23 protein-coding genes are annotated in these 24,314 nt (G+C 68.9%); 16 read left to right on the forward strand and 7 right to left on the reverse strand.

The features are described 5' to 3' along the window. Positions 1–93 precede the first annotated feature (93 nt). The 13 genes from C1925_RS12040 to C1925_RS12100 all read left to right on the forward strand — a co-directional run bounded on the left by C1925_RS12040 (position 94) and on the right by C1925_RS12100 (position 12,684). Positions 94–288, forward strand: a complete 195-nt coding sequence (locus C1925_RS12040) for a Flp family type IVb pilin (protein WP_108769091.1) — start codon at positions 94–96, stop codon at positions 286–288. A gap of 109 nt (positions 289–397) precedes the next feature. After that, positions 398–943 (forward strand): prepilin peptidase, encoded by a 546-nt coding sequence (locus C1925_RS12045; RefSeq protein WP_108769092.1) that lies wholly within the window; start codon positions 398–400, stop codon positions 941–943. Beyond that, complete coding sequence (locus C1925_RS12050) at positions 940–1,410, forward strand: TadE/TadG family type IV pilus assembly protein (protein ID WP_108769093.1); 471 nt, start codon at positions 940–942, stop codon at positions 1,408–1,410. Before C1925_RS12045 ends, C1925_RS12050 begins: the two co-directional genes overlap by 4 nt. 24 nt (positions 1,411–1,434) lie before the next feature. After that, positions 1,435–2,472, forward strand: coding sequence for a Flp pilus assembly protein CpaB (gene cpaB / locus C1925_RS12055; RefSeq protein ID WP_108769094.1), 1,038 nt, complete (start codon positions 1,435–1,437; stop codon positions 2,470–2,472). 18 nt (positions 2,473–2,490) lie between these two features. Continuing rightward, a complete protein-coding gene (locus tag C1925_RS12060; RefSeq protein ID WP_108769095.1) occupies positions 2,491–3,849 on the forward strand; it encodes a type II and III secretion system protein family protein in 1,359 nt (452 codons plus the stop codon). A 69-nt stretch (positions 3,850–3,918) separates the two neighbouring features. Further along, positions 3,919–5,130, forward strand: coding sequence for a fimbrial protein (locus C1925_RS12065; protein WP_254051316.1), 1,212 nt, complete (start codon positions 3,919–3,921; stop codon positions 5,128–5,130). Beyond that, positions 5,115–6,464 carry a CpaF family protein gene (locus tag C1925_RS12070; RefSeq protein WP_108769097.1) on the forward strand — a complete coding sequence of 450 codons (1,350 nt, stop codon included), beginning with the start codon at positions 5,115–5,117 and terminating at the stop codon, positions 6,462–6,464. The genes C1925_RS12065 and C1925_RS12070 overlap by 16 nt, the downstream gene beginning before the upstream one ends. A 1-nt stretch (position 6,465) precedes the next feature. Continuing rightward, positions 6,466–7,398 (forward strand): type II secretion system F family protein, encoded by a 933-nt coding sequence (locus C1925_RS12075; RefSeq protein WP_108769098.1) that lies wholly within the window; start codon positions 6,466–6,468, stop codon positions 7,396–7,398. Between the two features lie 28 nt (positions 7,399–7,426). After that, positions 7,427–8,356, forward strand: a complete 930-nt coding sequence (locus C1925_RS12080) for a type II secretion system F family protein (protein WP_108769099.1) — start codon at positions 7,427–7,429, stop codon at positions 8,354–8,356. Positions 8,357–8,361: 5 nt separating this feature from the next. Further along, the gene (locus C1925_RS12085) at positions 8,362–9,243 is read left to right on the forward strand and encodes a Flp pilus assembly protein TadD (RefSeq protein ID WP_108770701.1); all 882 of its coding nucleotides are present in this window, start codon (positions 8,362–8,364) and stop codon (positions 9,241–9,243) included. Beyond that, positions 9,240–9,722, forward strand: coding sequence for a DUF3613 domain-containing protein (locus C1925_RS12090; protein WP_254051317.1), 483 nt, complete (start codon positions 9,240–9,242; stop codon positions 9,720–9,722). The genes C1925_RS12085 and C1925_RS12090 overlap by 4 nt, the downstream gene beginning before the upstream one ends. 10 nt (positions 9,723–9,732) lie before the next feature. Beyond that, positions 9,733–11,880 (forward strand): TadG family pilus assembly protein, encoded by a 2,148-nt coding sequence (locus C1925_RS12095; RefSeq protein ID WP_108769100.1) that lies wholly within the window; start codon positions 9,733–9,735, stop codon positions 11,878–11,880. Between the two features lie 99 nt (positions 11,881–11,979). Then, positions 11,980–12,684, forward strand: a complete 705-nt coding sequence (locus C1925_RS12100; protein ID WP_108769101.1) for a DUF2968 domain-containing protein — start codon at positions 11,980–11,982, stop codon at positions 12,682–12,684. 51 nt (positions 12,685–12,735) lie between these two features. On the opposite strand, the gene C1925_RS12105 is transcribed toward C1925_RS12100, so the two are convergent. Next, positions 12,736–13,146: a hypothetical protein gene (locus C1925_RS12105; protein ID WP_108769102.1), complete on the reverse strand. Its 411-nt coding sequence runs from the start codon at positions 13,144–13,146 to the stop codon at positions 12,736–12,738. A 203-nt stretch (positions 13,147–13,349) separates the two neighbouring features. Here C1925_RS12105 and C1925_RS12110 point away from each other — a divergent pair, with 203 nt between their 5' ends. After that, positions 13,350–14,174 carry an alpha/beta hydrolase gene (locus C1925_RS12110; protein WP_108769103.1) on the forward strand — a complete coding sequence of 275 codons (825 nt, stop codon included), beginning with the start codon at positions 13,350–13,352 and terminating at the stop codon, positions 14,172–14,174. Positions 14,175–14,276: 102 nt separating this feature from the next. On the opposite strand, the gene C1925_RS12115 is transcribed toward C1925_RS12110, so the two are convergent. From C1925_RS12115 to C1925_RS12135, 5 genes are all read right to left on the reverse strand, one after another. Then, a complete protein-coding gene (locus C1925_RS12115; protein ID WP_174213549.1) occupies positions 14,277–16,124 on the reverse strand; it encodes an amidohydrolase in 1,848 nt (615 codons plus the stop codon). A 119-nt stretch (positions 16,125–16,243) separates the two neighbouring features. Continuing rightward, positions 16,244–16,669 (reverse strand): DoxX family membrane protein, encoded by a 426-nt coding sequence (locus C1925_RS12120; RefSeq protein WP_108769105.1) that lies wholly within the window; start codon positions 16,667–16,669, stop codon positions 16,244–16,246. A gap of 2 nt (positions 16,670–16,671) precedes the next feature. Then, a complete protein-coding gene (locus C1925_RS12125) occupies positions 16,672–17,328 on the reverse strand; it encodes a hydrolase (RefSeq protein ID WP_108769106.1) in 657 nt (218 codons plus the stop codon). Beyond that, positions 17,325–17,759, reverse strand: a complete 435-nt coding sequence (locus C1925_RS12130; protein ID WP_108769107.1) for an AraC family transcriptional regulator — start codon at positions 17,757–17,759, stop codon at positions 17,325–17,327. Before C1925_RS12130 ends, C1925_RS12125 begins: the two co-directional genes overlap by 4 nt. Positions 17,760–17,837: 78 nt before the next feature. Then, complete coding sequence (locus C1925_RS12135; RefSeq protein WP_108769108.1) at positions 17,838–18,170, reverse strand: hypothetical protein; 333 nt, start codon at positions 18,168–18,170, stop codon at positions 17,838–17,840. 99 nt (positions 18,171–18,269) lie between these two features. Here C1925_RS12135 and C1925_RS12140 point away from each other — a divergent pair, with 99 nt between their 5' ends. Next, positions 18,270–21,296 carry a sensor histidine kinase gene (locus C1925_RS12140; RefSeq protein WP_108769109.1) on the forward strand — a complete coding sequence of 1,009 codons (3,027 nt, stop codon included), beginning with the start codon at positions 18,270–18,272 and terminating at the stop codon, positions 21,294–21,296. After that, complete coding sequence (locus C1925_RS12145) at positions 21,289–21,942, forward strand: response regulator transcription factor (protein ID WP_108769110.1); 654 nt, start codon at positions 21,289–21,291, stop codon at positions 21,940–21,942. The genes C1925_RS12140 and C1925_RS12145 overlap by 8 nt, the downstream gene beginning before the upstream one ends. A gap of 1,151 nt (positions 21,943–23,093) precedes the next feature. On the opposite strand, the gene C1925_RS12150 is transcribed toward C1925_RS12145, so the two are convergent. After that, positions 23,094–24,287: an MFS transporter gene (locus C1925_RS12150; protein WP_108769111.1), complete on the reverse strand. Its 1,194-nt coding sequence runs from the start codon at positions 24,285–24,287 to the stop codon at positions 23,094–23,096. Between the last annotated feature and the right edge of the window lie 27 nt (positions 24,288–24,314).

Raw genomic sequence — 24,314 nt, forward strand, 5'->3', positions numbered from 1 at the left:
TGGCGGGGGTCCATGGATGGACCCGGCGGAGCCGGGCGCCCATTCAACCTGGGTAATACACGTAAACCTGACTGGTATAGGGAGACAACCGTCATGAACGCATCGATCCGCAAGTTCCTCAACGAAGAAGACGGCGTGACCGCGCTGGAATATGGCCTGCTGGCAGCGGTTATTGCCGGCGTGATCATCGCCATCGGCGGCAAGGAGATCACCGACTTTTTCCAGAAACTCTTCTCGAACCTGACCGATCTGGCTGACAAGGCCGCCGGCGTCGGCGCCGGCGGGTAACTCGCCGCCACGGTCCGCACGCGGCCCACGCGGCCGCGGCTGCGGATCGCTGAAAGAACTGAAAGTGCTGAAACAGAAACGGTCCATTGATGGACGCTGAGGGTGTGGGATGACGTTACTGGGGCTGTTGGCCATGGGTGTGAGCCTGCGCATCGCGATCAGCGATCTGTATGCCCGCCGTGTCCCCAATGCCTGGCTGGTCGGAGCGTGCGCGCTTGCCCTCCCGTTGATTGTCGCCGGTCAGTTTTCCGGCCCGCACCTGCCATGGTGGGGGCACCTGCTGGGCGCCGCGCTGGGGCTGGCATCGCTGCTGCCTTTCTACGCGCTCGGCTGGATGGGTGCCGGTGACGTCAAGTTCTTCGCCGTGCTGGGGTTGCTGCTGGGCTGGAACGCCCTGCTGCCGATCTGGATCGCCGCAAGCCTGGTGGCAGGCCTGCACTCGATTCTGGTGATCAGCACGCGACGGCTGATGCCCTGGGTATCGCCACGCCTGCAACTGCACTGCGCGCGATGGAGCGCACACTGGCAGGCGCGCCCGGCCATCAAGGACATGCACCTCGCCCGCCAGGGACGCCAGGGCATCCCCTATGCCGCCTATCTCGCCTTCGCCGCCATCGGCTGGGTCGCGGCCTCGACCCTGGGAGTACTGCCATGAAGACGATCCGATCCCAACGCGGCGTCATCACCGTCGAGTACGCACTGATGATGATGCTCGGCTTCCTTCCGCTGCTGATGCTCACCTTTTCCGGCGTGATGATCATGGCCGCGCAGCAGACGCTGGCGACCGCATCGGCCGAAGGCGCGCGCGCATCGCTGCGCTTCGGCAGCACCGCCGAACGTCGCGTCGCCGCATGCTCGGCCGCACGCCGCTCGATGCAATGGCTGCTGCGCTTCTCGGGCCAGGAGCCTGACTGCAGCGCGGCCAGCAGCAGCGGCACCATCGTGGTCTCGCCGCCGGCGGCGTGCAGCGGCCTGGCCAGCGCGCAGTGCGTGACCGTCACGGTCAGCTACGACTATTCCAGCCACCCCTTCCTTCCCGGCACCGGCACGCTGTACGGCTGGGTGATGAAGGCCCCGATCCGCAGCGTTGCGGTCGCCCAGCTCGATCTCGGCAGCAACTGACGATCGGTTTCAGGAGATGGTTCCATGCTCAAGTTGACCCGCATCGCCGCCGTCGCACTGATCGCCCTGGCCGCGCTGCTTGCGGTGGTGGCGTTCATGGTGGGGCGCAAGCCCGCCACCACGGCGACCGCGCCCATGGCGGCCTCGACCACCGACGCACGCACCATCACCGTGGTGGAAGCCGTGGCACGACTGCCGGCCGGCGAACCGATCCGCGCCGATGGCGTACGCCTGGCGCAACGCACCAGCGCCGAACCGGGCGCCTCGTCCGACCTGGCCGCGGTGCTCGGCAAGGTGCCGGTGCAGGACATCGCCGAGGGCACCACGGTCAGCCGTGGCCTGCTAGCGCAGGGTTTCTCGCTGCAGCTTCGCCCCGGCGAGCGCGCGTTGGCGGTGCCGGTCGATGAGCTGGTGGGTGCGGGCAACCGCATCCTGCCGGGCGATTTCGTCGATGTCTTCCTCAACCTGCGCAGCGCCAACAACAGCACGAACGGCAAGCCGGAACCGGCGCAGACCCGCCTGCTGCTGTCCCGCCTGCGCGTGCTCAGCTACGGCCAGCAGGACATCGCCGTGGACACGGCCCAGGCCGGCACGGAAAACAGCGGCAGCGCGCAGGGCGACGACCCGCGAGCCGACGACATCACCGGCAGCGCCAGCACGGGCAGCCGCAGCGACACCGCCCAGCCTGCACGCAGCGCGGTGCTGGCGGTGCCGGTGGACGAAGCCAACCGCCTGCTGCTGGGCGCGCAGCAGGGCAAGCTGTTCCTGGCGCTGCGCAACCCGGCCGATGCCGGCCTGCCCGACATTGCCCTGTTCCCGCAGGCACGCGGCGTGCTGGATCCGCTGCGCGGCCTCGACAGCGAACAACAGGAAGCGCTGCAGCGCCCCGAGAACAATGCCTACGCCGGCATCGACGGCGATGGCCTGGCCGGCGGCGCAGCCCGACCGCGGCCGGTGGCCGAGACGACGACGCGCCCGGCCGCACCGCGCCGCGCCGCCGCGCGCCCGGCCGGCATCGAGATCATCCGTGGCGACAGTGCAGCCCCCCGCGGTTCCCTTTGACCTGCCCCGAGACCTTCCATGACCGTACATCGCCCGCATCCCCGCCCGACCGCCCGCCAACGCTGGCTGGCCCTGCTGCTGGTGCTGCTGGCGCCCGGCACGGGCGTGGCGGCAGATGAGCTGGTGCTGCAGGCCCGCGAGCAGCGTCCTTGGACGCTGCCGGCCGATCTCGAACGGGTGGCGATCGCCGATCCGGGCGTGGCCGACGTGGTGATGCTGCGCGGCCAGCGCCAGGCACTGCTGGTCGGCAAGGCGCCCGGCACCACCACCCTGCTGCTGTGGCACAAGAAGCAGGGCGAGCCGCAGCGCCTGCAGGTGCGCGTACAGAGCGCCGTGCAGGGCGCCGCGGATGCCGGCCGCAACGGCCTGGTGTTCACCCAGCAGGACCAGCAGGGACTGCTGCAGGGAAGCAGCGACAGCATGCTGACCCACATGCAGGAGCAGAAGACCGCGGCCATGGCCCTGGGCAAGGACGGCATGCTGGCCGACGCCTCCACCATCGCCAGTGGCGGCGTGGTGCAGGTGGAAGTGAAGGTGGTCGAGTTCAACAAGACCGCACTGAAGCAGATCGGCATCAGCTTCCAGAACCGCAACGGTGGCTTCGCCTACGGCTTCGCCCGCCCCGGCGGCATCCTGCCGGGCAACACCGGCGTGTTGCCGGGAATGGCGGAAGGCGGCAGCAGCAATGAAGCAGAGTCGCCGATCTCCTCCGCGTTCCGGTTGGTGTTCGGCTCGACCAAGGGCCTGTGGAATGCCGACGTCGACCTGCTGCAGAGCAATGGCATGGCCCGCGTCCTGGCCGAGCCGACCCTGGTTGCACTGTCCGGCCAGAGCGCGAGCTTCCTGGCCGGCGGCGAGCTGCCGATTCTCGAGCCGCAAGGCCTGGGCACCACCACCGTCACCTACAAGCCCTTCGGCATCGGCCTGACCGTCACCCCCACCGTGCTGTCGCCCAACCGCATCGCACTGAAGGTGGCACCGGAGGCCAGCGACCTCGACTACACCAACGCCATCGCCCTCAATGGCGTGCAGATCCCCTCGATCAGCACGCGCCGCGCCGACACCACGGTCGAGCTGGGCGACGGCGAAAGCTTCGTCATCGGCGGCCTGGTCAGTTCAACGGTCGCGTCCACGGTGAACAAGATTCCGATGCTGGGCGATCTGCCGATCATCGGCTCGTTCTTCCGCAACCTCGACTACAAGCGCCAGGACAAGGAGCTGGTGATCATCGTCACCCCGCGCCTGGTGCAGCCGCTGGCCCGCAACACCGAACTGCCGCTGCCCGGCGACCGCGAGTCGCGCCCGCACATGCCCGAATGGGGTGCGTGGCTGCTGGGCCCGGTCAGCCAGGACCCGGTGCCAGGCTTCTCGCGCTGACCCGATGCTGCCGACCCCACGCCCATGCCCTACGCCACCGCCCAGCCACTGCATGCCACGGGACCAGCGATGAACCTGGTCCTGTACGGTATTGATCGTGAACTGCTGCCGCGGCTGGCGCTGCGGCTGCCGGCATCGGCGGTGCTGCACTGGCAGGACAGCACGCAGCCGACCTCGGCACAGGACCTGCAGCGGGGTGCCAACAGCCTGGTGCTGCTCGACTTCCGCCCGGAATACGCCGCGTCTTCAACCGTGCTGGCCGAGCAGCTGCAGCAGACCCAGCCCGATCTGAACCTGATGGCCGTGGGCGCCACCGGCACCGGCCAGGTGGAAGGCGTGGTGATGGCCCTGCGCGCCGGTCTGCGCGATGTGCTCGACCTGGACAGCGACAACGGCGCAATCGAAACCGCCCTGCGTCGGGCGCTCTCCCCGCGCACCGCCGCCGCCCCGCAACCGTCGCACCGCGCGCGGTTCGTGCTGCTGCTTGGCGTCCGCGCCGGCGTCGGCACCAGCACCCTGGCCGCACATCTGGCCGTGCTCGCCCAGCAGCAGCGCAGCCATGCGGGCGACGATGCCACGGGAACCGACGGCCTGCTGATGGAGCTGGCGCAGCCGGCGGGCGATCTCGCGCTGTACCTCAACCTCGACAGCCGCTTCCACTACGAAGATGCGCTGCGCAACGCCAGCCGCATCGACGCCACGCTCGCACGCACCGCAATGGCCCGGCACACCAGCGGCCTGGTCCTGCTCGACCGCGCCAGCGGCAGCGATGCGGTGCCGCCCTCCGATCCCGGCGCGCTGCTGCAGCGCCTGCGCGGGGTCTTCACGAGCGTGCTCTGCGATGCCGGCGGTTGCCCGCTGCGCCAGCTGCCGCCGCTGCTGCTGGAACAGGCCGACGAGATCTGGCTGGTGGCCGACACCGCCATCGCCACCCTGGTCTCGCTCGACCATGCCCTCAAGCACCTGAGCGGACAGCGTGAACGCGAAAGCCGGCTGCAGCTGGTGGTCAACCGTCATGACGAACACAGCGGCCTGACCCCCGAACAGATCGCACGCCGCTTCGAACTGCCGCTGCTGGCCACCCTGCCCGAGCGCCCGCGCGTGCGGGCCGCGGCCAGCCACGGCCATCTGCTGCTGCAGGATGCCCCGCGCGATCCGTACCTGCGCGCCCTCGCCCCGCTGGTGGCGCGGCTGGACCCGGCCGCCGGCCCGGCCCTGCCGCCCGGCCTGCGGGAAAGACTTGCCCTTGCCCTGGGTGGAACGCCATGGAAGACAAAGTGACCCTGTTTCCCAATGCCATGGCGCGCGTTGTGCTGCCTGACAGCGCACCTGCCAGCCCGCCGTTCGCGCAGACCGAGCAGTACCAGAAGGTGCTGTCGGCCGCGCATGAGCACCTGCTCAACAGCATCGAAGACGAGCGGATCGACATCGACTCCTGGGCGCCGGACACCATCGCGCGCTGGGTGCAGGTGCAGACCGTCAGCTTCATCCAGGAATGGCGCATCCCCATCAACGAGGAGGAGATGCAGGCCGTCGCCCAGGGGCTGGTGAAGGAGCTCACCGGTTTCGGCCCGCTGGATGACCTGCTGCACGACCCGACGATCGAGGACATCCTGATCAACGGCTTCAAGGACGTGCATGTTTCGCAGGGCGGCGTGCTGCGGCGCGCGACCCAGCGTTTCACCGACGACACCCACCTGCTGCGCATCCTGCGCCGCATCCTGGCCCCGATCGGCCGCCGCCTGGATGATTCCAATCCGATGGTGGATGCGCGCCTGCCCAACGGCGGCCGCCTCAACGCCATCATCTCGCCGCTGGCCGTGGACGGGCCGATGGTGTCCATCCGCAAGTTCCGCAAGGATCCCTTCACCCCGGACGAGCTGCTGGCCAAGGGCACCTTCGACGCACCGATGCAGGCGCTGATCAAGGCCATGGTGCTGGGCCGCTGCAACATCCTGGTCTCCGGCGGCACCAGTTCGGGCAAGACCTCGCTGCTGAACGCGCTGACCAGCTACGTGCCGGAAACCGAGCGCGTCATCACCGTGGAAGACACCGCCGAGCTGTCGCTGAACCACCCGCACGTGGTGCGCCTGGAAAGCCGCGTGGGCGGTGCCGATGGCCATGGTGCGGTCGGCATCCGCGACCTGGTGCGCAACAGCCTGCGCATGCGCCCGGACCGTATCGTGGTGGGCGAGGTGCGTGGCGCCGAAGTGCTGGAGATGCTGCAGGCGATGAACACCGGCCATGACGGTTCGATGGCCACCATCCACGCCAACTCGCCGCGCGACTGCCTGTACCGCATCGAGATGCTGGCTGGCTTTGCCGGCTTCCAGGGCAGCGAGGACAGCCTGCGCCGGCAGATCGCCAGCGCGATCGACTTCATCGTGCAGATCGCGCGACTGCCCAGTGGCCGCCGCGTCCTGGTGTCCATCACCGAGATCACCGGGGTCAGCGACAACCTGATCACCACCCAGGAGATGTTCCGCCACGAAGTGCAGGTGGACGCGAACGGGGCAGAGGTCAACCGCTGGATCGGCCTCGGCTTCCAGCCCCATTCGCGCAAGCTGGAGCCGTTCCGTCAGCAGCTGCGCGAGTCGCTGTACGGAGATTTCTGAGATGGGCACCGCCGCGCTCCTGCTGCTGAGCATCGTCGCCGTTCTGCTGGCTGCGGCCGTGTGGCTGTGGGGCTCCGCGCACGGCCGCGAGCAGCGCCAGGCCTCGCTGCAGCACGCCGAACAGCAGCTCGGCCGCGGTGGCAGTGCGCCGCCGCCAGCGGCCGACCCCGCACGTACCGCGCCCGCAGCAGCCAAGCGCGCCCTGCCCTGGGACGCCTTCCTGCAGCGTGCCGGCCTGGAGCCGGGCTGGAAGCTGCCGCTGCTGCTGCTCGTGCCGGGCATCGCGCTTTCCGTCGTCGCCGTGATGCGCCTTGGCACGCTGTGGATGTTCCCGCTCACGCTGGGCCTGTACCTGCTCGGCTGCGGGCTGTGGATCGTCCGCCGCACCACCCGCCTGCGTGCACGCCTGCTGCACCAGCTGCCGGATTTCCTCGACAACCTTGTGCGCCTGACCGCGCTCGGCAACAGCCTGCAGATGGCCTTCCAGACCGCGTCGGTGCAGACCACCGCGCCGCTGCGCGGCATGCTCGACACCACCGTGCGCTACGCGCGCAGCGGCATGGATCTTGACCGTGCGCTGGGCCTGGCCGCGCAGCCCTACCAGATGGACGTGCTCAAGGTACTTGCGGTGGTGATCGGCGTCAGCGTGCGCATCGGCGGACGTTCCGACCAGATCCTGCAGCGCATGGGCGATTTCATGCGCGACCTCGAGCAGGCGCAGCAGGAACTGGCGGCAACCACCTCGGAAACGCGGATGTCGGCCTGGGTGCTGGGCCTGCTGCCGCCGGCCTGCGCTGTGCTGATGGCGATCAGCAGTCCGGATTTCTTCCAGCCCGTGTTGCACGACCCGCTGGGCCACAAGGTGTTGTTGATGGCCCTCGGCCTGGAGCTGGTCGGTGGATTCCTGCTGTATCGACTGGCGCGCTCGCTATGACCACGCATCTGTACCCGGGAGACCTGCGATGAGCGCCGCCACCTGGTGGATGCTGGCCCTGCTGGTGCTGGCCGCAGGCGTGGCCCTGCTCGGCCTCGGTGGCTGGGTGCGTGGCAACCGCGAAGCGCGCACCTCCGCGACCCTGCAGACCGCACTGCGCCCGCGTGACGCCGCACCGCCGGAGCCCGCGCCTGCGCGCGACTCCTTCGGCTGGCTGCAGCAGCTCGGGCAGGTGTTTGCCGGTGGCCGTCTGGAAGCCGCGCTGCTGGCCAATGAGGACCGGCTGTTGCTCGACCTCGCCGGCTGGAACACGCGACGTGGCACCGCCATCTACCTCGCCCTGCGCCTGATGCTCGCGGTGCTGGTGCTGGTGGCCGCACTGGCAATGAGTGATGCCACCGGCGTGTCACGCCTGATGGTGGTCATCGCTGCGCTGGCGGCGGGACTGCTGCTGCCGAAGTTCGCGCTGTCCAGCTGGGTGTCGCGGCGGCGCCGCGCGGTATCCAACGAACTGCCGCTGCTGATCGACCTGCTGCGCCTGCTGCAGGGCGTGGGGTTCAGCATGGACCAGAGCCTGCAGACGCTGGGTGACAAGCTGCGCGATGCGCTGCCCGTGCTGGGCCGCGAGATCCAGGAAGCAAACACCGCCTATTCGCTGGGCCGCACGCGCGCACAGTCGCTGCGCCGCCTCAGTGAAGTCTACGGTGATGACGATCTGTCCAGCCTCGTGCAGCTGATCCTGCAGGTGCATGCGCATGGCGGCGCGGTGCAGGAACCGCTGCGGCAGTTCAGCGCGCGCCTGCGCGAACAGCGCCGCAATACGCTGAAGGAAAAGGTCGGAAAGCTCTCGGTGAAGATGACCGTGGTGATGATGCTGACCCTGCTGCCGGCGCTGATGCTGGTGCTTGCCGGCCCTGCGCTGGTGGCGCTGGCCAATACCTTGACCAAGATGGGATGAACCTCATGCCTGCGCTTCGCCCCGCCTACCTGCTGTGCGCCCTGGCCGTGCTCGCCGGCTGCGCCTCCACCACCCCGGCCTATCGCCAGGGGCCCAGCCTGGCCGAGCCGACGCCGGCACCGCAGGACAGCCGCAACACCTACCTGGAACTGATCGCGCGCATGCAGCAGCAGGGCGCGTGGTTTGCCTCGCTGGCCCATGTCGATGCCTATCGGCAGCGCTTCGGCGATGCGCCCGCGTTGCGCCTGCTGCAGGCCGACGCCCTGCGCGAGACCGGCCAGGCCGACGCAGCCGCCGACATCTATCGCAGCCTCGATTCCGGCGCCCAGGCCGCCGCTGCCGCGCATGGCCTGGGCCTCATCGCGGCACGCCGCAACGATGATGCCGCCAGCGAACTGGCGCTGGCGCGCGCTACCCGCCTGCAGCCGTTGAACACCGACTACCTCGGCGACCTGGGCTATGCGCGCCTGCGTGCCGGCCAGCTGGAGCAGGCACGCGAACCGCTGGCCAAGGCGCTGGAGCTGCAGCCTGGCAATGCCAAGGCGACCGCCAACCTGGCGCTGTGGGCCGTGCTGCGCGGTGATGCGGCCACGGCCGAGCGGCTGGCGGCGCAGGCCCAGCTCAGCCCGGACGTACAGCGCAGCATCAGCGAGCAGGCGCAGCAGATCCGCGCACGCTGGCAGCAGCGTGACGCCGCACGCAGCACGCCGGCCACCGCGCCCGTTGCAGCGGCGCGCACCGCCATGCCCACGCGCGTGGCCGTCCCCGGCCGCATTGCCGCCGAAACGCCACGCAGCGACCGCGAGGATCGCCTCGCCCCGCGCCTGCCGCCGTCCATGCTCGAACGCTTCGGCAGTGCCGACCACCCCACCGGGAACACGCCATGATCGCTTCCATTTTCCTGTTCCACCCCCGCATGGCCCTGGCCGCCACGTGCCTGCTGTGGGCTTCGGCCAGCGCCGCGCAGTCGCCGCAACCGCCGCTCACCGGACAGATGATGGGCGGCCCTCTGCCCGCAGCGCCGGCCCCCGTGCAAGCGCCGCCGTCGGCACCCGCCCAGCAGCTGCCCATCGTGGATCTCACCGCACCTGCGGTGGCGACGACCGCCTCAACCGTCAGCACGCAGGTCGCAGCGCCGGCCGCCCAAAGCACGGCCGCCCTGGTGCCGACTGGCAACGGCGCGACCGTGCGCCACCTGTTCCAGCTGCAGGCCTCGGGCACCCAGGCCGGCGCCCGCCTGCCGATCCTCGGTGACCAGGCCACGGCCAGCTATGCGCGCTACCTGAAGAGCTTCGAGCACGAGATTCCGGAGTTCTTCGAAACCGACGTCACGCCCGCGTCCGGCGCATCCGGTTCCGGCCGCTGAGGACTCGACCATGAGCCGTGCGCCGCGCACCCTTGCCTTCCACCAACGCGGTGGCATGTCGGTCACCATGATGCTGGTGCTGGTCTCGCTGGTGACGATGCTCGGCCTGGTGGAAGTGGGCTACCTGCTCTGGGCCAAGCGCGATGCGCAGAAGGTGGCCGATCTGGCCGCCCTGGCGGGCGCGCAGCGCCTGGACCTGTGCACGTCCGGCAACACCGACAATGCCGCCGCCCGCCACAACGCACTGCAGGAGAATGGCTTTGGCGGCGAGCTGGAGGTGAGCTGCGGCAACTGGAACGCCAACCACGCCAGTGCCGATCACTTCCTTGCTGCCGTCAGCGCGGAGAACCCACGCAATGCGGTGAAGGTGGTGGCGCATCGCAGCGTGCTGCCGTTCTTCGGCATCAATGCGCAGCTGCCGACGGTCAGCGCCCAGGCCGTGGCCAAGCGCACCGCGCCGTCCGCGGTATTCAGCGTGGGCTCTCAGCTGCTGCGCACCAATGGCAACTCGCCGCTGATGTCCACCCTGCGCCTGGTCGGCCTGGATGTAAGCAACGCCACCGTGCTGTCCTACGACGGCCTGGCCCAGGTCAGCGTGACCCCGTCGGGCCTGCTGAAGGCGCTGGGCATCCCGGTGGAGGCCAACCTGAGCGTGGCCGATTTCAACCGGCTGCTGTCGGTCAACAGGATCTCGCTGGCCCAGCTGGTCGATGCCACCGCCGTGGTGCTCGGGCGTGACAGCGTGGCGGCCGCGCAGCTGCGTGCGCTGGGCAGCCTGGTGTCGACCGGCCTGGACATCGACCAGGCCAACATCACCCTTGGCAGCCAGACGGGCGGTGGCGGCCTGTTCGCCGAAGTGATCGCGCCGGATGGAACCATCGGCAGCGCGCTGGAATCGAAGATCAACGTACTGGACCTGCTCAATACGGGCATTTCCATCGCCAATGACAACAATGGCCTGCAGGTCCGCGGTCTCAACCTGCTCGGCATCGAGGCCAAGGCCGGCGTGATCGAGCCGCCGTCCATCGCCATCGGCGGCATCGGTGCGCGCGCCTACAACGCGCAGGTGCGGTTGATGGTGGACGTCGACAGCAACCGCGTGCCCGCCATCGGCGCATTGCTGTCGCTGCTGGGTACGCGCCTGCACCTGCCGCTGCACGTCGATGTCACCAACGCGATGGGCACGCTGACCTCGATCCAGTGCGGCGCCACACCGCCCACTGCCACGGTCAAGGTGGATTCGTCGGTGCTGCGGGCGTGCGTCGGCAGCGTCAATGCCGCCGATGTCCTCTCCAAGAGCAATGTCTGCGACGCGACGCTGCAGAACGCCCAGCTGCTGACCCTGCTCGGCCAGCCGCTGATCAACAACAAGATCACCCTGCCGGCGCTGACCGATAGCCAGAACCTGACGCTGGCCGCTGGTCAGACCGGCTCCACCCGGGTCAATCCGCTGGCGCTGGGAGATACGGTGTCAGGCCTGGTCAATGAACTGCTGCGCGTGCTGTCCGGCATGCTGAGCGGCCCCACCAGCGATGCCAAGCAGGCCGCGACGGCCCTGGCCGACCGCTACCTGACCGCCGCGCACGCCCCCGGTGCCCGCTACAACGTCGACAATGTCATTCCGCTGCTGATCAACGGAAATCCTTCCATCGAACTGAAGGGACTGGGAGAGTGGGCCGCGCCGAACGGCGTGCCTTACGCCTGCGGCCTGCTCCTGCTGGGCACCTGCTACGAGCCGGGCTCGGTCTGGGCTGCATACCGGGTCACCGTTACCGGCCAGGGCCTGGGTGCCCTGGAAGGACTGATCGGCGGTCTCACCGGGCAGCTGCTGGTGCGGCGCTGCGACAGCCTGCTGGGCAACCTGCTCAACTACAACAACTGCGTGCGTGACAACCTGGCGTCCTACATCCAGACCAAGCCCGGCGGGTTCAACGACCCCAGTGCCGGTGGCGGCATCACCGCCCCCGGTAACAACGTCAGCTGCTCGGGCCTGCTGTGCACGGTGCTCACGCCGATCCTGGAGATCCTCAAGCCCGTGCTCAACAGTGTCGGCAAACTGCTGACCGACCTGCTGGCAAATCTGCTGGGCCTGGAACTGGGCCGGACCGACGTCAGCATGCAGTCGATCCAGTGCAATGCCGCCCAGCTGGTGTATTGAGTGCCGTCCAGTGCGGTTGGCGTCCGCTGCGCCCATGCTAGACTCGCGGCGGGGAACCACATTCATTTCAACCACACTTCGTTCGTGGATGGTCTAGACATGCGAGAAACTTCAGGGGGCACCGTCTTCGCCCGGTATCCGCGCGGCGCGGCACTGCTGGCCATGGCCATGATCCTGGTGGCACCGTCGGCACTGGCAGCACGCGGCGATCGCGAAACGGCGGCCGAACCGGTCCGCAGCGGGCCGGTGGTGCGCAATACGGTGGACGAACTCAAGCAGTTGATGGATGGCAACCAGCTCACCGAGCTGCGTACCACCTACAACGGCAACTACGGCGCCAGCCTGCTGTTCAACGCCAGCACCCTGACCTACTACGTGGCGCTGTTCCAGGAAAAGAACTTCTGGCGCGTCATCAAGACCGATGCCGTCGACAACGCCGAGCGCGTCTACCGCACCTTCGTGCAGCAGACCGAGCAGCTTGCCCAGGTCTACATCGATACCACCCGCCTGGAAGCAGGCAAGCGCTACACCGAGCGCCTGGTGTCGTACAACGAAGAGCGCCTGCGCACCCTGCAGCAGGAAATGGAACAGCAGCAGGCACAGTCGGCCCAGGTCAGCGCGTCCCTGCAGCAGGCCCAGCAGCAGGCGGTCAGCCTGAGCACCGATGTGCAGAGCACCAACAACCAGCTGGACGCCCTGCAGCGCCGCATCCAGATCCTGCAGGCCGAACAGGGCAATCCGGAGCTCAGCCTGCCGAAGGCGGAAGCTTCCGGTGCGCCGGCGGCGGCCAGCGACGGCAACTGAGTTCCTGGCACTGCACCACACGCAACGGCACCTTCGGGTGCCGTTGCTGTTTCAGGGGGACTGGCAGGCCAGGCGCAGGGCGTCGTCCAGCTGCCGCCGCTGCTGGTAGTCCAGCCGACGCGCACGCGTCATCTTCCGCGCCTGCTCGCGGCGCGCCTGCTCGCAGCCGGCGGGATCCCGCGCGAGGGTGATCAGTGCGCCCTCGGCCCGAGCGCGACGGCCACGCCGCACATTGGCCGGCGCCCTGCCCGCCTGCGCCGGGCGCGCGGGCTTTGACTCACCCTTGCCTCGTGCCTGCGCCGTCTCGGCCGGCACGTCCCAGCGCCATTCCGCCCGCCCCTGGCACGGCGTCTGCTGGTAGACCGGGTGCGGCCCGTCCACGCATTTGTAGACATGGGTCTGGGCCAGCGCGGTACCGGCCAGCAGCCAACCCACGATCGCCCCCGACAGCACCTTCTTCATGCAGCGTCCTCCCTGGCAGAGCGGGCATCGTGGCCAGCATCGACCGCCCGCCGCCAGAGCGGAACGCGTCGTCCCCACCTGCGACCGCCTGCCATCCATCGGACACAGGCGTGCAAGCCGCGCGGCGGATCCTGCGCTCTACTGCCGGTACGCCGGCAGCGTCACCGCCGGTTGTCTTTCCCCTACCGCCAAAGGAACCCGCAATGAGCAACTTCGTAACCGTCAAAGATGGCGCCCGCATCTTCTACAAGGATTGGGGCACCGGCCAGCCGATCGTGTTCGCCCATGGCTGGCCGCTGTCGTCCGACGCGTGGGATCCGCAGATGCTGTTCATGGGCCAGAACGGCTACCGCGTCATCGCCCATGACCGCCGCAGCCACGGCCGCTCCAGCCAGACCTGGGACGGCAACAACATGGACACCTACGCCGACGACCTGGCCGCGGTGCTCGATGCGCTCGACCTGAAGGACGCGATCCTGGTCGGCCACTCCACCGGTGGTGGCGAAGTGGCCCACTACATCGGCCGCCATGGCAGCAAGCGCGTGGCCAAGGTGGTGCTGGTCGGCGCCGTGCCGCCGCTGATGCTGAAGACCGAGGCCAACCCGGCCGGCACTCCGCTGGAAGTGTTCGACGGCATCCGCAAGGGCACCGGCGGTGATCGCTCGCAGTTCTTCAAGGACCTGACGGCACCGTTCTTCGGCGCCAACCGCGATGGCAACAGCGTCACCCAGGGCATGCGCGATTCTTTCTGGCTGCAGGGCATGCTGGGCGGCGTCAAGGGCCAGTACGACTGCGTGCACGAGTTCTCGGAAGTGGACTACACCGAAGACCTGAAGAAGATCGACGTGCCGGCCCTGGTCGTGCATGGCGATGACGACCAGATCGTGCCGTTCGATGCGTCGGCCAAGCTGTCCTCGCAGATCATCAAGGACGCCGAGCTGAAGGTCTACGCCGGTGCCCCGCACGGCCTGACCATCACCCACGCCGACCAGTTCAACGCCGACCTGCTGGCGTTCGTACGCAAGTGATGCAACGCGGCGGCGCCCAAAAGCGCCGCCGCCCCTCCGGTAGTGCCGGCCGCTGGCCGGCAACCGCAGCCGGCCAGCGGCCGGCTCTACCGGGGATCCCGATCAGAACGCGAAGCAGGAACAGCCCATCGCGCCCCAGAACGCGGTGAGGTCGTCGGTCGGTGCCGCGTGCTGCGCGGCATGACCGTGGGCGCCGTGGGTGCCGCAGGCCACACCGTGGTGGTGATGGTGCGCCGCGGCCAGGCCGGTGGCGGTTCCGCCAACGTGGTAACCACCGAACTTGTTCACCGGCGACCAGTCCGGCATCGCCGGCGGAAGCTGCGGTGCCAGGCCAGCGTAGTCACCATCGGCGTGCACGATGCGGCCACCGACCACGGTCAGCAGGCTGGTGATGTCGGCGATCTGCGCATCATCGACGCGGAAGAAATCGGACGACAGCACGATGAAGTCGGCCAGTTGGCCCTGCTTCAGCGTGCCCTTCACCGCCTCGTCGCCGGAGAACCACGCACTGCCCTGGGTCCACAGGCGCAGTGCCTGTTCGCGTTCCAGCAGGTTCTCGTCGCCATACAGGGCCAGGCCACCGACGGTGCGCCCGGTCACCAGCCACGACAGCGCCACCCACGGGTTGTAGCTGGCCACGCGGGTGGCATCGGTACCGGCGCCGACCGGCACGCCCTCGGCCAGCATGCGCTTGACCGGCGGCGTATGCCGCGCGGCCTGCACGCCATAGCGCTCGACGAAGGCTTCGCCCTGGTAGGCCATGCGGTGCTGCACGGCGATGCCGCCGCCCAGTGCGCGGATGCGCTCGATGTTGCGCGGGGTGATGGTTTCGGCGTGGTCGATGAACCAGTGCAGGCCATCGAACGGCACCTCGCGGTTCACCTGCTCGTACACATCCAGGATGCGGGTGATGCTCTCGTCGTAGGTGGCGTGGATGCGGAACGGCCAGCGCTTCTCCACCAGCAGCTTCACTACGTCGTGCAGCTCGGGCTCCAGTTCCGGCGGCAGCTCCGGACGCGGCTCGTTGAACAGCTCGAAGTCGGCGGCGGAGAACACCAGCATTTCGCCGGCGCCGTTGTGGCGCAGCAGGTCGTCGCCCTGGCGCGGCTGCAGTATCTCGCTCCAGCCACGGAAGTCGTTGACCTCGCTGCCCTTGTTCTGGGTGAACAGGTTGTAGGCGATGCGCACGGTCAGCTGCTCGTCGCGGTGCAGCTGTTCGATGACCTGGTAGTCCTCCGGGTAGTTCTGGAAGCCACCACCGGCATCGATCACCGACGTGATGCCCAGGCGGTTCAGCTCACGCATGAAGTGGCGGGTGGAGTTGGCCTGGTACTCGATCGGCAGGCGCGGGCCCTTGGCCAGCGTCGCGTACAGGATCAGCGCGTTGGGCTTGGCCAGCAGCAGGCCGGTCGGGTTGCCCAGCGAATCGCGCACGATCTGGCCACCGGGCGGATCCGGTGTCTCCTTGGTGTAGCCGCAGGCCCGCAGCGCGGCGCGGTTCAGCAGCGCCCGGTCGTACAGGTGCAGCAGGAACACCGGCGTGTCCGGCGCGATGTCGTTGAGCTCCTGCAGGGTGGGCAGGCGCTTCTCGGTGAACTGCGTTGCGGTGAAGCCACCGACCACGCGCACCCACTGCGGTGCCGGGGTACGGTCGACCTGCGCCTTCAGCATGGCCATCGCATCGGCCAGCGAGCGCAGGCCATCCCAGCGCAGTTCCAGGTTGTAGTTCAGGCCACCACGGATCAGGTGGGTGTGGCTGTCGTTGAGGCCGGGCACGATGCGGCGGCCCTGTGCGTCGATGATGGTGGCTTCATTGCCCCATTCGCGCATGATCTGTTCATCGCTGCCGACCGCGGCGATGCGACCGTTCTGCACCGCCAGTGCCTGCGCGTGTGGCTGCTGCGGATCAAGGGTGGTGACGCGGGCGTTTCTGATGACCAGCGTGCTCATGCGACGCTCCTTCGGAAGGGTTTCGATGGCCGCGGCGGCACCGCCGGCCAGCCCCAGCACCATCGCGGCGCCGCTGGCCAGCACGACGTTGCGTCGGCCGTGGTCGAGGGGGGAGGAACTCATGCGATGTCTCCAGGCAGGGCCAGGCCATCCAGCGCCCAGGCGCCCGGCCCGGCCAGGGCGATCGCCAGCAGGGCCAGCGTCCACATCAAGGGGTATTCAGTGCCACCGCGCATCCAGAACCAGCCCTTGGGCAGGGCCAGCAGCGCGGTGAAGGCAATGAACGCGGCCGCGGCCAGTGCGGCAATGCGGGTCTGCCAGCCCAGCAGCACGGCCAGGCCGGAGGCCACCTGCAACAGGGCCAGCAGCAGCGGCAGCGGCGCCACCGCCGGCAGGCCGAAGCCGCGCAGTTCACCGGCAAAACCGGCCAGGCCCGGGCCGCCGAACCAGCCAAACAGCTTGCCCAGCGCATGTGGCAGCAGGAAACCTCCCGCTGCCACGCGCAGGATCAGCAGGGCCATATCGAGGCCGTGCCCGTTACCCATGCTCAGTGACCGCCTTCCTGCGCGCCGAACATGGTCTTGGCGTACTGGATGCCGATGCCGTAGCCGCCGGCGTGGTCGCGGGCGATGCCGGTGGTCAGGCCGTAGGTCTCGCCACGGGCCCAGTCGCGCTGCAGTTCCAGCAGGTACTGCACGCTGGTGATCGGGCGCGCACCGGCCTGCACCATGCGGGTGACCGCACGTTCGTGCGCCTCATCGCTGACATCGCCGCAGGCATCGGTGATCACGTAGACCTCGAAGCCCTGCTCCAGCGCCGACAGGGTCGGGCCGACGATGCACACGCTGGTCCACAGGCCTGCCAGCACCAGGCGCTTCTTGCCGATGCGGTTGATCTCATCGATCACCGGCTGGTCTTCCCAGGTGTTCATCGAGGTGCGGTCGAACACGGTCTGGCCAGCGAAGATCTCCGGCAGCTCCGGGAACATCGGGCCGGAGAACGACTTCTCGGCGACCGTGGTCAGCACCACCGGCACGTTGAAGCCCTTCGCGCCCTTGCTGATCAGCGAGACGTTGTTGCGCAGCGCGGAGATGTCGATGGTGTGGGTGGCAAATGCCATCTGCGACTGGAAGTCGATCAGCACCAGGGCGTGGTCGGTCGGGGAAAGCAGGCCCTTGGCGGGCGTGGCGGTAGCAGTGGTCATGGGTGGGTTCCAGTAGTGGGCGGGGCAACAGAAGAAGGGAGAACAGCGGGTATGTGCAGGGCGGCATCACCGGCCAGGTACTGGCCCGGGCTGCAGCCGGTCTCGGCACGGAAACTGCGGACGAAATGGCTCTGGTCGAAGAAGCCCAGGTGCTGGGCCAGGCGGGACATCGGCTGGTCGCCGGCCGGCAGCAGTTGCCGCGCGCGTTCGATGCGGCGACGGCGCAGGTAGCGCAGCGGGCTGGCACCGGTGCCGGTGCGGAACAGCCGCACCAGATGGAAACGGCTCACGCAGGCCACCTCGGCCAGCTCCGTCACCCGCAGCGGCTGCGACAGATGCGCATCGATGTAGCGCAGAGCGCGCTGCAGGGCGGCAGCCTGGTGTGGCGCCAACGCGGTGGCTGGGGCGACGGGCGGTGAAGCTTCGGCCATGACAGAGCACCGCGACGGGGTGCCCCATGGTGGGCCGCCAGGTGCCGATGCCCTACCCCCGTCCGTCGAGGCCACCACTCACCCGTTCGGGGGAGGCCGACGCGCCAGCAGGCGCCGTCCGAACTGCCGTGCATCCAGCGAATACGCGCCCGGGCCGAGCAGCAGCAAGGCCAGCGGCAGCGCCAGCAGCGGCACGGCCGCGCCCTGCAGCCACAATCCCACGCAGGCGAGCATCGCCGACAACGGGGTCAGCCACCCCAGTACCAGCAGCGCGACGCCCAGCGCGCACAGCACCACCAGGACGCCTGAATGCAGGCCCGGCGCACACAGGGCAGCGGCCAGGCACAGCCGCAGCCAGAGCAGGCCCAGGCCGGGCCCACGATCGGGAAACATCACGAACAGACGCTGCATCCTCGGCCTCCACCACTCCATTGCCGGCGTGATAGCCGATGCCGCCGCCACCGCGCCTACCCCGTTCGGGTCACCCTCGGCTGCCCCGCACCTGCCAGAATGCTGCCCATGCGTGGCCGCCCCTTCCCCTTGCTGCGTCGCCTGCCGGCGCTGCTGTCGTGCCTGCTGCTGATCGCCCTGCCCGCTTTCGCCGGGCAGCGGCCGGTCGTGGCCGACGGCATGCCCGGCTACCAGCACACCGCGTGGCGGGTCGGACAGGGGGCGCCCGGCGACATCTGGGACATCGCCCAGGACCACCAAGGCATGCTGTGGCTGGCGACGGGCTCGGGCCTGTACCGCTTCGACGGCCGCCGTTTCGAACGCCAGGCCGCGCCGTCCGGCAGCACGTTCCCCTCCACCAACATGGTCACCCTGGCAACGGATGCCGACGACAGCCTGTGGATCGGCTACTTCCAGGCAGGCATCAGCCAGCTTTCGGCCCGCCACCTGCGCAGCTTCGGCCGCGCCGAGGGCGTGCCGATCGGCGTGGTGCCACACTTCAGCCGTGATCGCGACGGTCACCTGTGGGCGGCCATCAACGGCGGCCTGCGCTGGTTCGATGGGCAGCAGTGGCGGGCCTTGCCCCGTGGCAGCGGCGTACCGGATCGGCGCGTGCAGTGGCTGCTGCATGATCGCCAGGGCACGTTCTGGGTGCTGGCCGACCTGAAGATCTGGCGACGGCCCGCAGGTGCCAGCACCTTCGAGGACACCGGCATCGCCGTCTCGCAGATGGCCTCGTTGGCCGAAAGCCCGCGCGGCGAAATCTGGCTGGCCGACCGCATTCGCGGCACTTCGCCGCTGGCCAACGCGCACGGCCTGCTGCCTTGCGCCGAGCGCGAGGCGCGACGCCTGCCCGAACTGGTCGCCGCGCGCCTGCAGTTCACCGCCGATGGCACGCTGTGGGCCACGATGAGCCCGCATGGCGGCGTGGCACGGGTCACCTTCGAGGGCGACCAGGCCACGCGCATGGAGCGCTTCGATACGCCGCAGGGCCTGACCGCCACGTCGGCGGTGCCGGTCCTGCTGGATCGCGAAGGCAATCTCTGGGTCGGCACCAACCTCGGCCTCAACCGCTTCCGCGCGCGCAGCGTGCAGACCCTGGCGGCCGGCCCCACCGATCCCTATCGCTCGCTGGTACGCGCCAGCGACGGTCGCGTGTATGGTTATGGCGAGGACCTGAAACCCTACGACCTGCGCCGCACACTGCTGGGCGACAGCGCCGCGCAGCTGCAGGATGCCGCACGCCAGGCGCCGACACCGTTGTGGCAGTTCGACTGGATCAACCTGGTCCGCACCGTCGGCGGCCACGCCACGCGCATTCCACTGCCGGCTCCGTACACCGGGCAGTCCCTGCAGGCGCTGCTGTTCCACAACGACGATGACGCCTGGATGTGTGTCGGCGAGCGCGGCGTCCTGCGCTACCAGCACGCGCAGTGGTACCGCCAGCCGCGGCTGCCCGAACAGGCCTGTTCGTCGATGGCGATGGCCAGCGATGGCGCCGTGCTGCTGGGCTATGCCGATGGTCGGCTGCGGCGCATGGATGACCGCGGGGTGGCGACCTTCGATACCCGCCAGGGATTGGCCGTCGGGCCGGTGACCGCCCTGCTGCAGGACCAGGACATGCTGCTGGTGGCCGGCGAAGCCGGGCTGGCCGCGCGTATCGGCGAGGGCCACTTCAGCGAGGTGCGCACCGACATGGCGGGCGTGCTGGAAGGCATCACCGGCATGGTCGCCGACGCACATGGGCGGCTCTGGCTCAATGGCAGCCGCGGGCTGGTGCGGCTGGACCGCACCGCCCTGCGCAATGCCGTGCTCACCCATCAACCGGTGGCACCGCGCCTGTTCGATGCAGTCGACGGCATGCCCGGCATCGCCCTTCAGAGCGGCCCGATTCCCACCGCCGCGCTGGCCGCCGACGGACTACTGTGGCTCGCCACCAACCAGGGGTTGGCGTGGCTGGACACCAACGCCGCACACACCAACACCCTGGCACCGGGCGTGCGTATCGGCGATGTGCTGTATGGCGCCACCCAGGCACCGCTGCAGGAAGGGCTGCGCCTGCCGGCCGGTACCACCCAGCTGCAGATCGACTACGTGGCGCTGTCGCTGGCCCGGCCGGAACGCAACCGCTACCGCTACCGTCTTTCCGGCGTGGACGAAGGCTGGCAGGACGCCGGCAGCAGCACGCGCGCCTACTACACCAACCTCATCCCGGGCACGTACCGCTTCGAGGTGGAAGCGGCCAACGAGGACGGCATCTGGAGCACGGAGCCGGCCAGCCGCAGCTTCAGCATCGCCTCCACCTTCGTGCAGACGATCTGGTTCAAGCTGCTGTGCGCGGCGCTGGTGCTGGTGGCGCTGATGGTGGCCGTGCGCATCCGCAGCGGCCAGCTGGCCGCACTGTTCCGCGCGCGCCTGCAGGAACGCCATGGCGAGCGCGAGCGCATCGCCCGCGATCTGCACGACACCCTGCTGCAGGGCAGCCAGGGGCTGATCCTGCGCCTGCATGCGATCAGCCAGTCGGCGCAGACGCCGGACAACGTGCGCACCCAGCTGGAATCGGCGATGCAGCTGGCCGAACGCAACCTCGCCGAGGGCCGCGAGCGGGTCAATGCGCTGCGCGATGGTCCCTTCGCCGGCCGCGACCTGGCCACCGCATTGGCCGACGTGCATGCCGAGTACGCCGGCCAGGGCACCAACCCGCTGCGCCTGACCGTCGAAGGCACGCCACCGCCGCTGCGGCCCGATGCCGTGGAGGAGGTGTTCCTGATCGGCCGCGAAGCGATCCGCAATGCCCTGCGCCATGCCCAGGCCAGCGCCATCGAGGTGGAACTGTCCTACGGCAGCCGCTGTTTCCTGCTGCATGTGCGCGACGACGGCGTCGGCATTGCCGACGACGATGCCGGCCATGGCCACTGGGGCCTGCAGGGCATGCGCGAACGCGCGCAGCGGCTTGGCGCGGAACTGCAGCTGTGGACCCGCCCGGGCCTGGGCACCGAAGTCGCGCTGGCGGTTCCCGCACGGCGCCTGTATCACCGCCGGCCGCCACGTTGGCGCTGGCCCTGGAGTGCAAAGCAGCATGACTGAGTCTTCTTCCCCGATCGGCGTACTGGTGGTCGACGACCATCCGCTGCTGCGCGACGGCCTGGCCGCCCTGCTCGGCGCGCAACCGGACCTGCGCCTGCTGGGCGAAGCCGCCGACGGCGAGGAGGCCATCGCGCGCTACCAGGAACTGCAGCCGGACGTGGTGCTGATGGACCTGCAGATGCCGCGCCTGGATGGCGTGGAAGCGATCGTGCGGATCCGCGCACTGGACCCGCGCGCGCGCATCATCGTGCTGACCACCTACCGTGGCGACGTGCGTGCGGTACGTGCGCTGCAGGCTGGCGCCAGCGCCTACCTGCTGAAGGACATGCTGCGCCACGAACTGGTGGACACGATCCGCACGGTGGCCGGCGGCCGGCGTGCCGCGATTCCCCCGGCGGTGGCCGCGAGCATCGCCGCCCACGTGGTGGAAGACCGGCTGTCGCCGCGCGAGACGGAAGTGCTGCGGCACGTTGCCGGTGGCCTGTCGAACAAACGCATCGGCGAGCGGATGCAGATTTCCGAGCAGACGGTGAAGGCGCACATGAAGAGCCTGATGGACAAGCTGGGCGTGGGTGACCGCACGCATGCGGTGACGCAGGCGCTGCGGCGCGGGATCATCAGCCTGGATGACAGCGGTCACGATTAAGGGTGGGGTTTTCTGCAGGGCTTGCAGCCCTGCACCTGCAGAAAGCCGAAGCAAGATCAAAAGCCTGCATCCCGTGGGATGGCGGGGCGATGTGGGTGGTCAGGACACGCCGTAACCCATCCATGGGGGCTCGATGGCGCCATCCATGGCGCCAACGGTCCTGCCCACCCACACCGCCCCGCCTCTGACAGGTTCACGCGGCTGATGGGAACTGCTGGTGGTGGGTGCCGACCATTGGTCGGCACATCTGTCAGATATCGAATGAATTCATCCACGCACGGCGTGGCTCTACTGCGACTGTGCAGCTGTTGGTGGGTGCCGACCGTTGGTCGGCACATCTGTCAGATGTCGAATGAATTCATCCACGCATGGCGTAGCTCTACTGCGACTGTGCAGCTGTTGGTGGGTGCCGACCGTTGGTCGGCACATCTGTCAGATGTCGAATGAATTCATCCACGCATGGCGTGGCTCTACTTCGACTGTGCAGCTGTTGGTGGGTGCCGACCGTTGGTCGGCACATCTGTCAGATGTCGAATGAATTCATCCACGCATGGCGTAGCTCTACTGCGACTGGCAGCTGTTGGTGGGTGCCGACCGTTGGTCGGCACATCTGTCAGATGTCGAATGAATTCATCCACGCATGGCGTGGCTCTACTGCGACAGGCGGCTGTTGGTGGGTGCCGACCGTTGGTCGGCACAATTGTCAGATATCGAATGAATTCATCCACGCATGGCGTGGCTCTACTGCGACAGGCGGCTGTTGGTAGGTGTCGACCGTTGGTCGACGCATCTGTCAGACATCGATATCCGACCCCGTGCCGACCAACGGTCGGCACCCACCAACAGCAGCGTCATGCCGTTCCCACAGATCGCGGAGGTCTGTCGAAGGCGGGGTGGGTCCGGTTGAGGGGGTGTGAGCGGCATGGATGCCGCGACCAAGCCCCCATGGGTGAGGGCGCTTTGCTTGCGAAGCACTGCTTCGCGAGCGCCCGAACGCACAGCCGCCAGCGGCTGGGCCGGACCCCGGAGGGGGGTTTACGGCGCCCCCCTCAACCGGACCCACCCCGCCAACCCACGGAAAGCCAGCTCTTGACCTTGACGTTGCTCTGGCTTGAAGCAGGTGCAGCGCTGCAAGCCCTGCAGAACAACACTCACCTCAACCGCACCAGCAGGCTGCTGCCCGCACACACCACTGCCAGCCACGCCACGCCATGCCAACCCCACTGGGCAAGTGCGAGGCTGCCCAGCGCACCACCCGCCGCCATGCCGATGAACATGCCGGTGAACAGCAGCGCGTTGAGGCGGCTGCGCGCCGGCGGCACCAGGCCGTAGACCAGCGTCTGGTGCGCCACCAGCGCCGACTGGAAACCGAAGTCGAACAGCAGCGCGCTCACCACCAGCAGAGGCAGCAGCGCGGCGGTCGGCAGCCAGCTGTCGGCCAGCAGCAGGCCGAAGCCCACCAGCGCCACCGCAATCGCCAGCCGTGCCACCGCGTGGCTGCCCAGGCGGTCGGCATAGCGGCCCGCGAACGGCGCCGCCAGCGCGCCGGCCGCACCGGCAATGCCGAACGCACCTGCGGCGGCACTGCCCAACCCGAGCTTGGCGTGCAGCATCAGTGCCAGGGTCGACCAGAACGCGCTGAAGCCCACCGCCAGCAGCGACTGGCTGGCGACCGCGCGACGCAGCTGCGGCTGCTCCCGCCACAACTGCAGCAGCGAGGCCAGCAATGCCGGGTAGCGCAAGGTGCTGGTCGGTGCGAAGCGCGGCAGTGCCTTGGCCATCACCGCGCCCATCGCCGCCACCGACACCGCCGCCAGCACGAACTGCGTACGCCAGCCCCAGGCTTCGGCGACCACGCCACTGACCACGCGCGAGAGCAGGATGCCCAGCAGCAGACCGGTCATCACCCGGCCAACGATCTGCCCGCGGTGTGCGTCCGGGGCCAGTACCGCCGCCGCCGGCACGATGTCCTGCGCCAACGTGGCCATCAGGCCTACCAGCAGGCTGGCCATCAGCAGGCCCGGCAGATGGCCGGCCAGCGCCGCCGCCCCCAGGGCCAGCGACAACAGCACCGACTTCAGCAGGATCAGGTGACGACGGTCGAAGCGGTCACCCAGCGGGGCCAGCAGCAGGATGCCCAGCGCGTAGCCCAGCTGGGTCAGGGTCGGCACCAGGCCGACGCCGCGCTCGCTGGCGCCGAGGTCCTGCGCGATCAGGCCCAGCATCGGCTGGCTGTAGTACAGCGAGGCCACCGAAAAGCCGGCGCCGGCCGCCATCGCCAGGACCAGCGGGGCCGAGGGGGCGGCAGTGGGCGTGGCGGTCACGGAAACAGAGGGGGTGGACATGGATGAACTCCGGGGGAGGAATGGTGC

The sequence above is a fragment of the Stenotrophomonas sp. SAU14A_NAIMI4_5 genome, from assembly GCF_003086795.1.
Classification (GTDB): domain Bacteria; phylum Pseudomonadota; class Gammaproteobacteria; order Xanthomonadales; family Xanthomonadaceae; genus Stenotrophomonas.

Coding starts and splice junctions, on each gene's coding strand:
- C1925_RS12040 (WP_108769091.1), top strand. CDS start 94: ATGAACGCATCGATCCGCAAGTTCCTCAACGAAGAAGACGGCGTGACC.
- C1925_RS12045 (WP_108769092.1), top strand. CDS start 398: ATGACGTTACTGGGGCTGTTGGCCATGGGTGTGAGCCTGCGCATCGCG.
- C1925_RS12050 (WP_108769093.1), top strand. CDS start 940: ATGAAGACGATCCGATCCCAACGCGGCGTCATCACCGTCGAGTACGCA.
- cpaB (WP_108769094.1), top strand. CDS start 1,435: ATGCTCAAGTTGACCCGCATCGCCGCCGTCGCACTGATCGCCCTGGCC.
- C1925_RS12060 (WP_108769095.1), top strand. CDS start 2,491: ATGACCGTACATCGCCCGCATCCCCGCCCGACCGCCCGCCAACGCTGG.
- C1925_RS12065 (WP_254051316.1), top strand. CDS start 3,919: ATGAACCTGGTCCTGTACGGTATTGATCGTGAACTGCTGCCGCGGCTG.
- C1925_RS12070 (WP_108769097.1), top strand. CDS start 5,115: ATGGAAGACAAAGTGACCCTGTTTCCCAATGCCATGGCGCGCGTTGTG.
- C1925_RS12075 (WP_108769098.1), top strand. CDS start 6,466: ATGGGCACCGCCGCGCTCCTGCTGCTGAGCATCGTCGCCGTTCTGCTG.
- C1925_RS12080 (WP_108769099.1), top strand. CDS start 7,427: ATGAGCGCCGCCACCTGGTGGATGCTGGCCCTGCTGGTGCTGGCCGCA.
- C1925_RS12085 (WP_108770701.1), top strand. CDS start 8,362: ATGCCTGCGCTTCGCCCCGCCTACCTGCTGTGCGCCCTGGCCGTGCTC.
- C1925_RS12090 (WP_254051317.1), top strand. CDS start 9,240: ATGATCGCTTCCATTTTCCTGTTCCACCCCCGCATGGCCCTGGCCGCC.
- C1925_RS12095 (WP_108769100.1), top strand. CDS start 9,733: ATGAGCCGTGCGCCGCGCACCCTTGCCTTCCACCAACGCGGTGGCATG.
- C1925_RS12100 (WP_108769101.1), top strand. CDS start 11,980: ATGCGAGAAACTTCAGGGGGCACCGTCTTCGCCCGGTATCCGCGCGGC.
- C1925_RS12105 (WP_108769102.1), bottom strand. CDS start 13,146: ATGAAGAAGGTGCTGTCGGGGGCGATCGTGGGTTGGCTGCTGGCCGGT.
- C1925_RS12110 (WP_108769103.1), top strand. CDS start 13,350: ATGAGCAACTTCGTAACCGTCAAAGATGGCGCCCGCATCTTCTACAAG.
- C1925_RS12115 (WP_174213549.1), bottom strand. CDS start 16,124: ATGAGCACGCTGGTCATCAGAAACGCCCGCGTCACCACCCTTGATCCG.
- C1925_RS12120 (WP_108769105.1), bottom strand. CDS start 16,669: ATGGGTAACGGGCACGGCCTCGATATGGCCCTGCTGATCCTGCGCGTG.
- C1925_RS12125 (WP_108769106.1), bottom strand. CDS start 17,328: ATGACCACTGCTACCGCCACGCCCGCCAAGGGCCTGCTTTCCCCGACC.
- C1925_RS12130 (WP_108769107.1), bottom strand. CDS start 17,759: ATGGCCGAAGCTTCACCGCCCGTCGCCCCAGCCACCGCGTTGGCGCCA.
- C1925_RS12135 (WP_108769108.1), bottom strand. CDS start 18,170: ATGCAGCGTCTGTTCGTGATGTTTCCCGATCGTGGGCCCGGCCTGGGC.
- C1925_RS12140 (WP_108769109.1), top strand. CDS start 18,270: ATGCTGCCCATGCGTGGCCGCCCCTTCCCCTTGCTGCGTCGCCTGCCG.
- C1925_RS12145 (WP_108769110.1), top strand. CDS start 21,289: ATGACTGAGTCTTCTTCCCCGATCGGCGTACTGGTGGTCGACGACCAT.
- C1925_RS12150 (WP_108769111.1), bottom strand. CDS start 24,287: ATGTCCACCCCCTCTGTTTCCGTGACCGCCACGCCCACTGCCGCCCCC.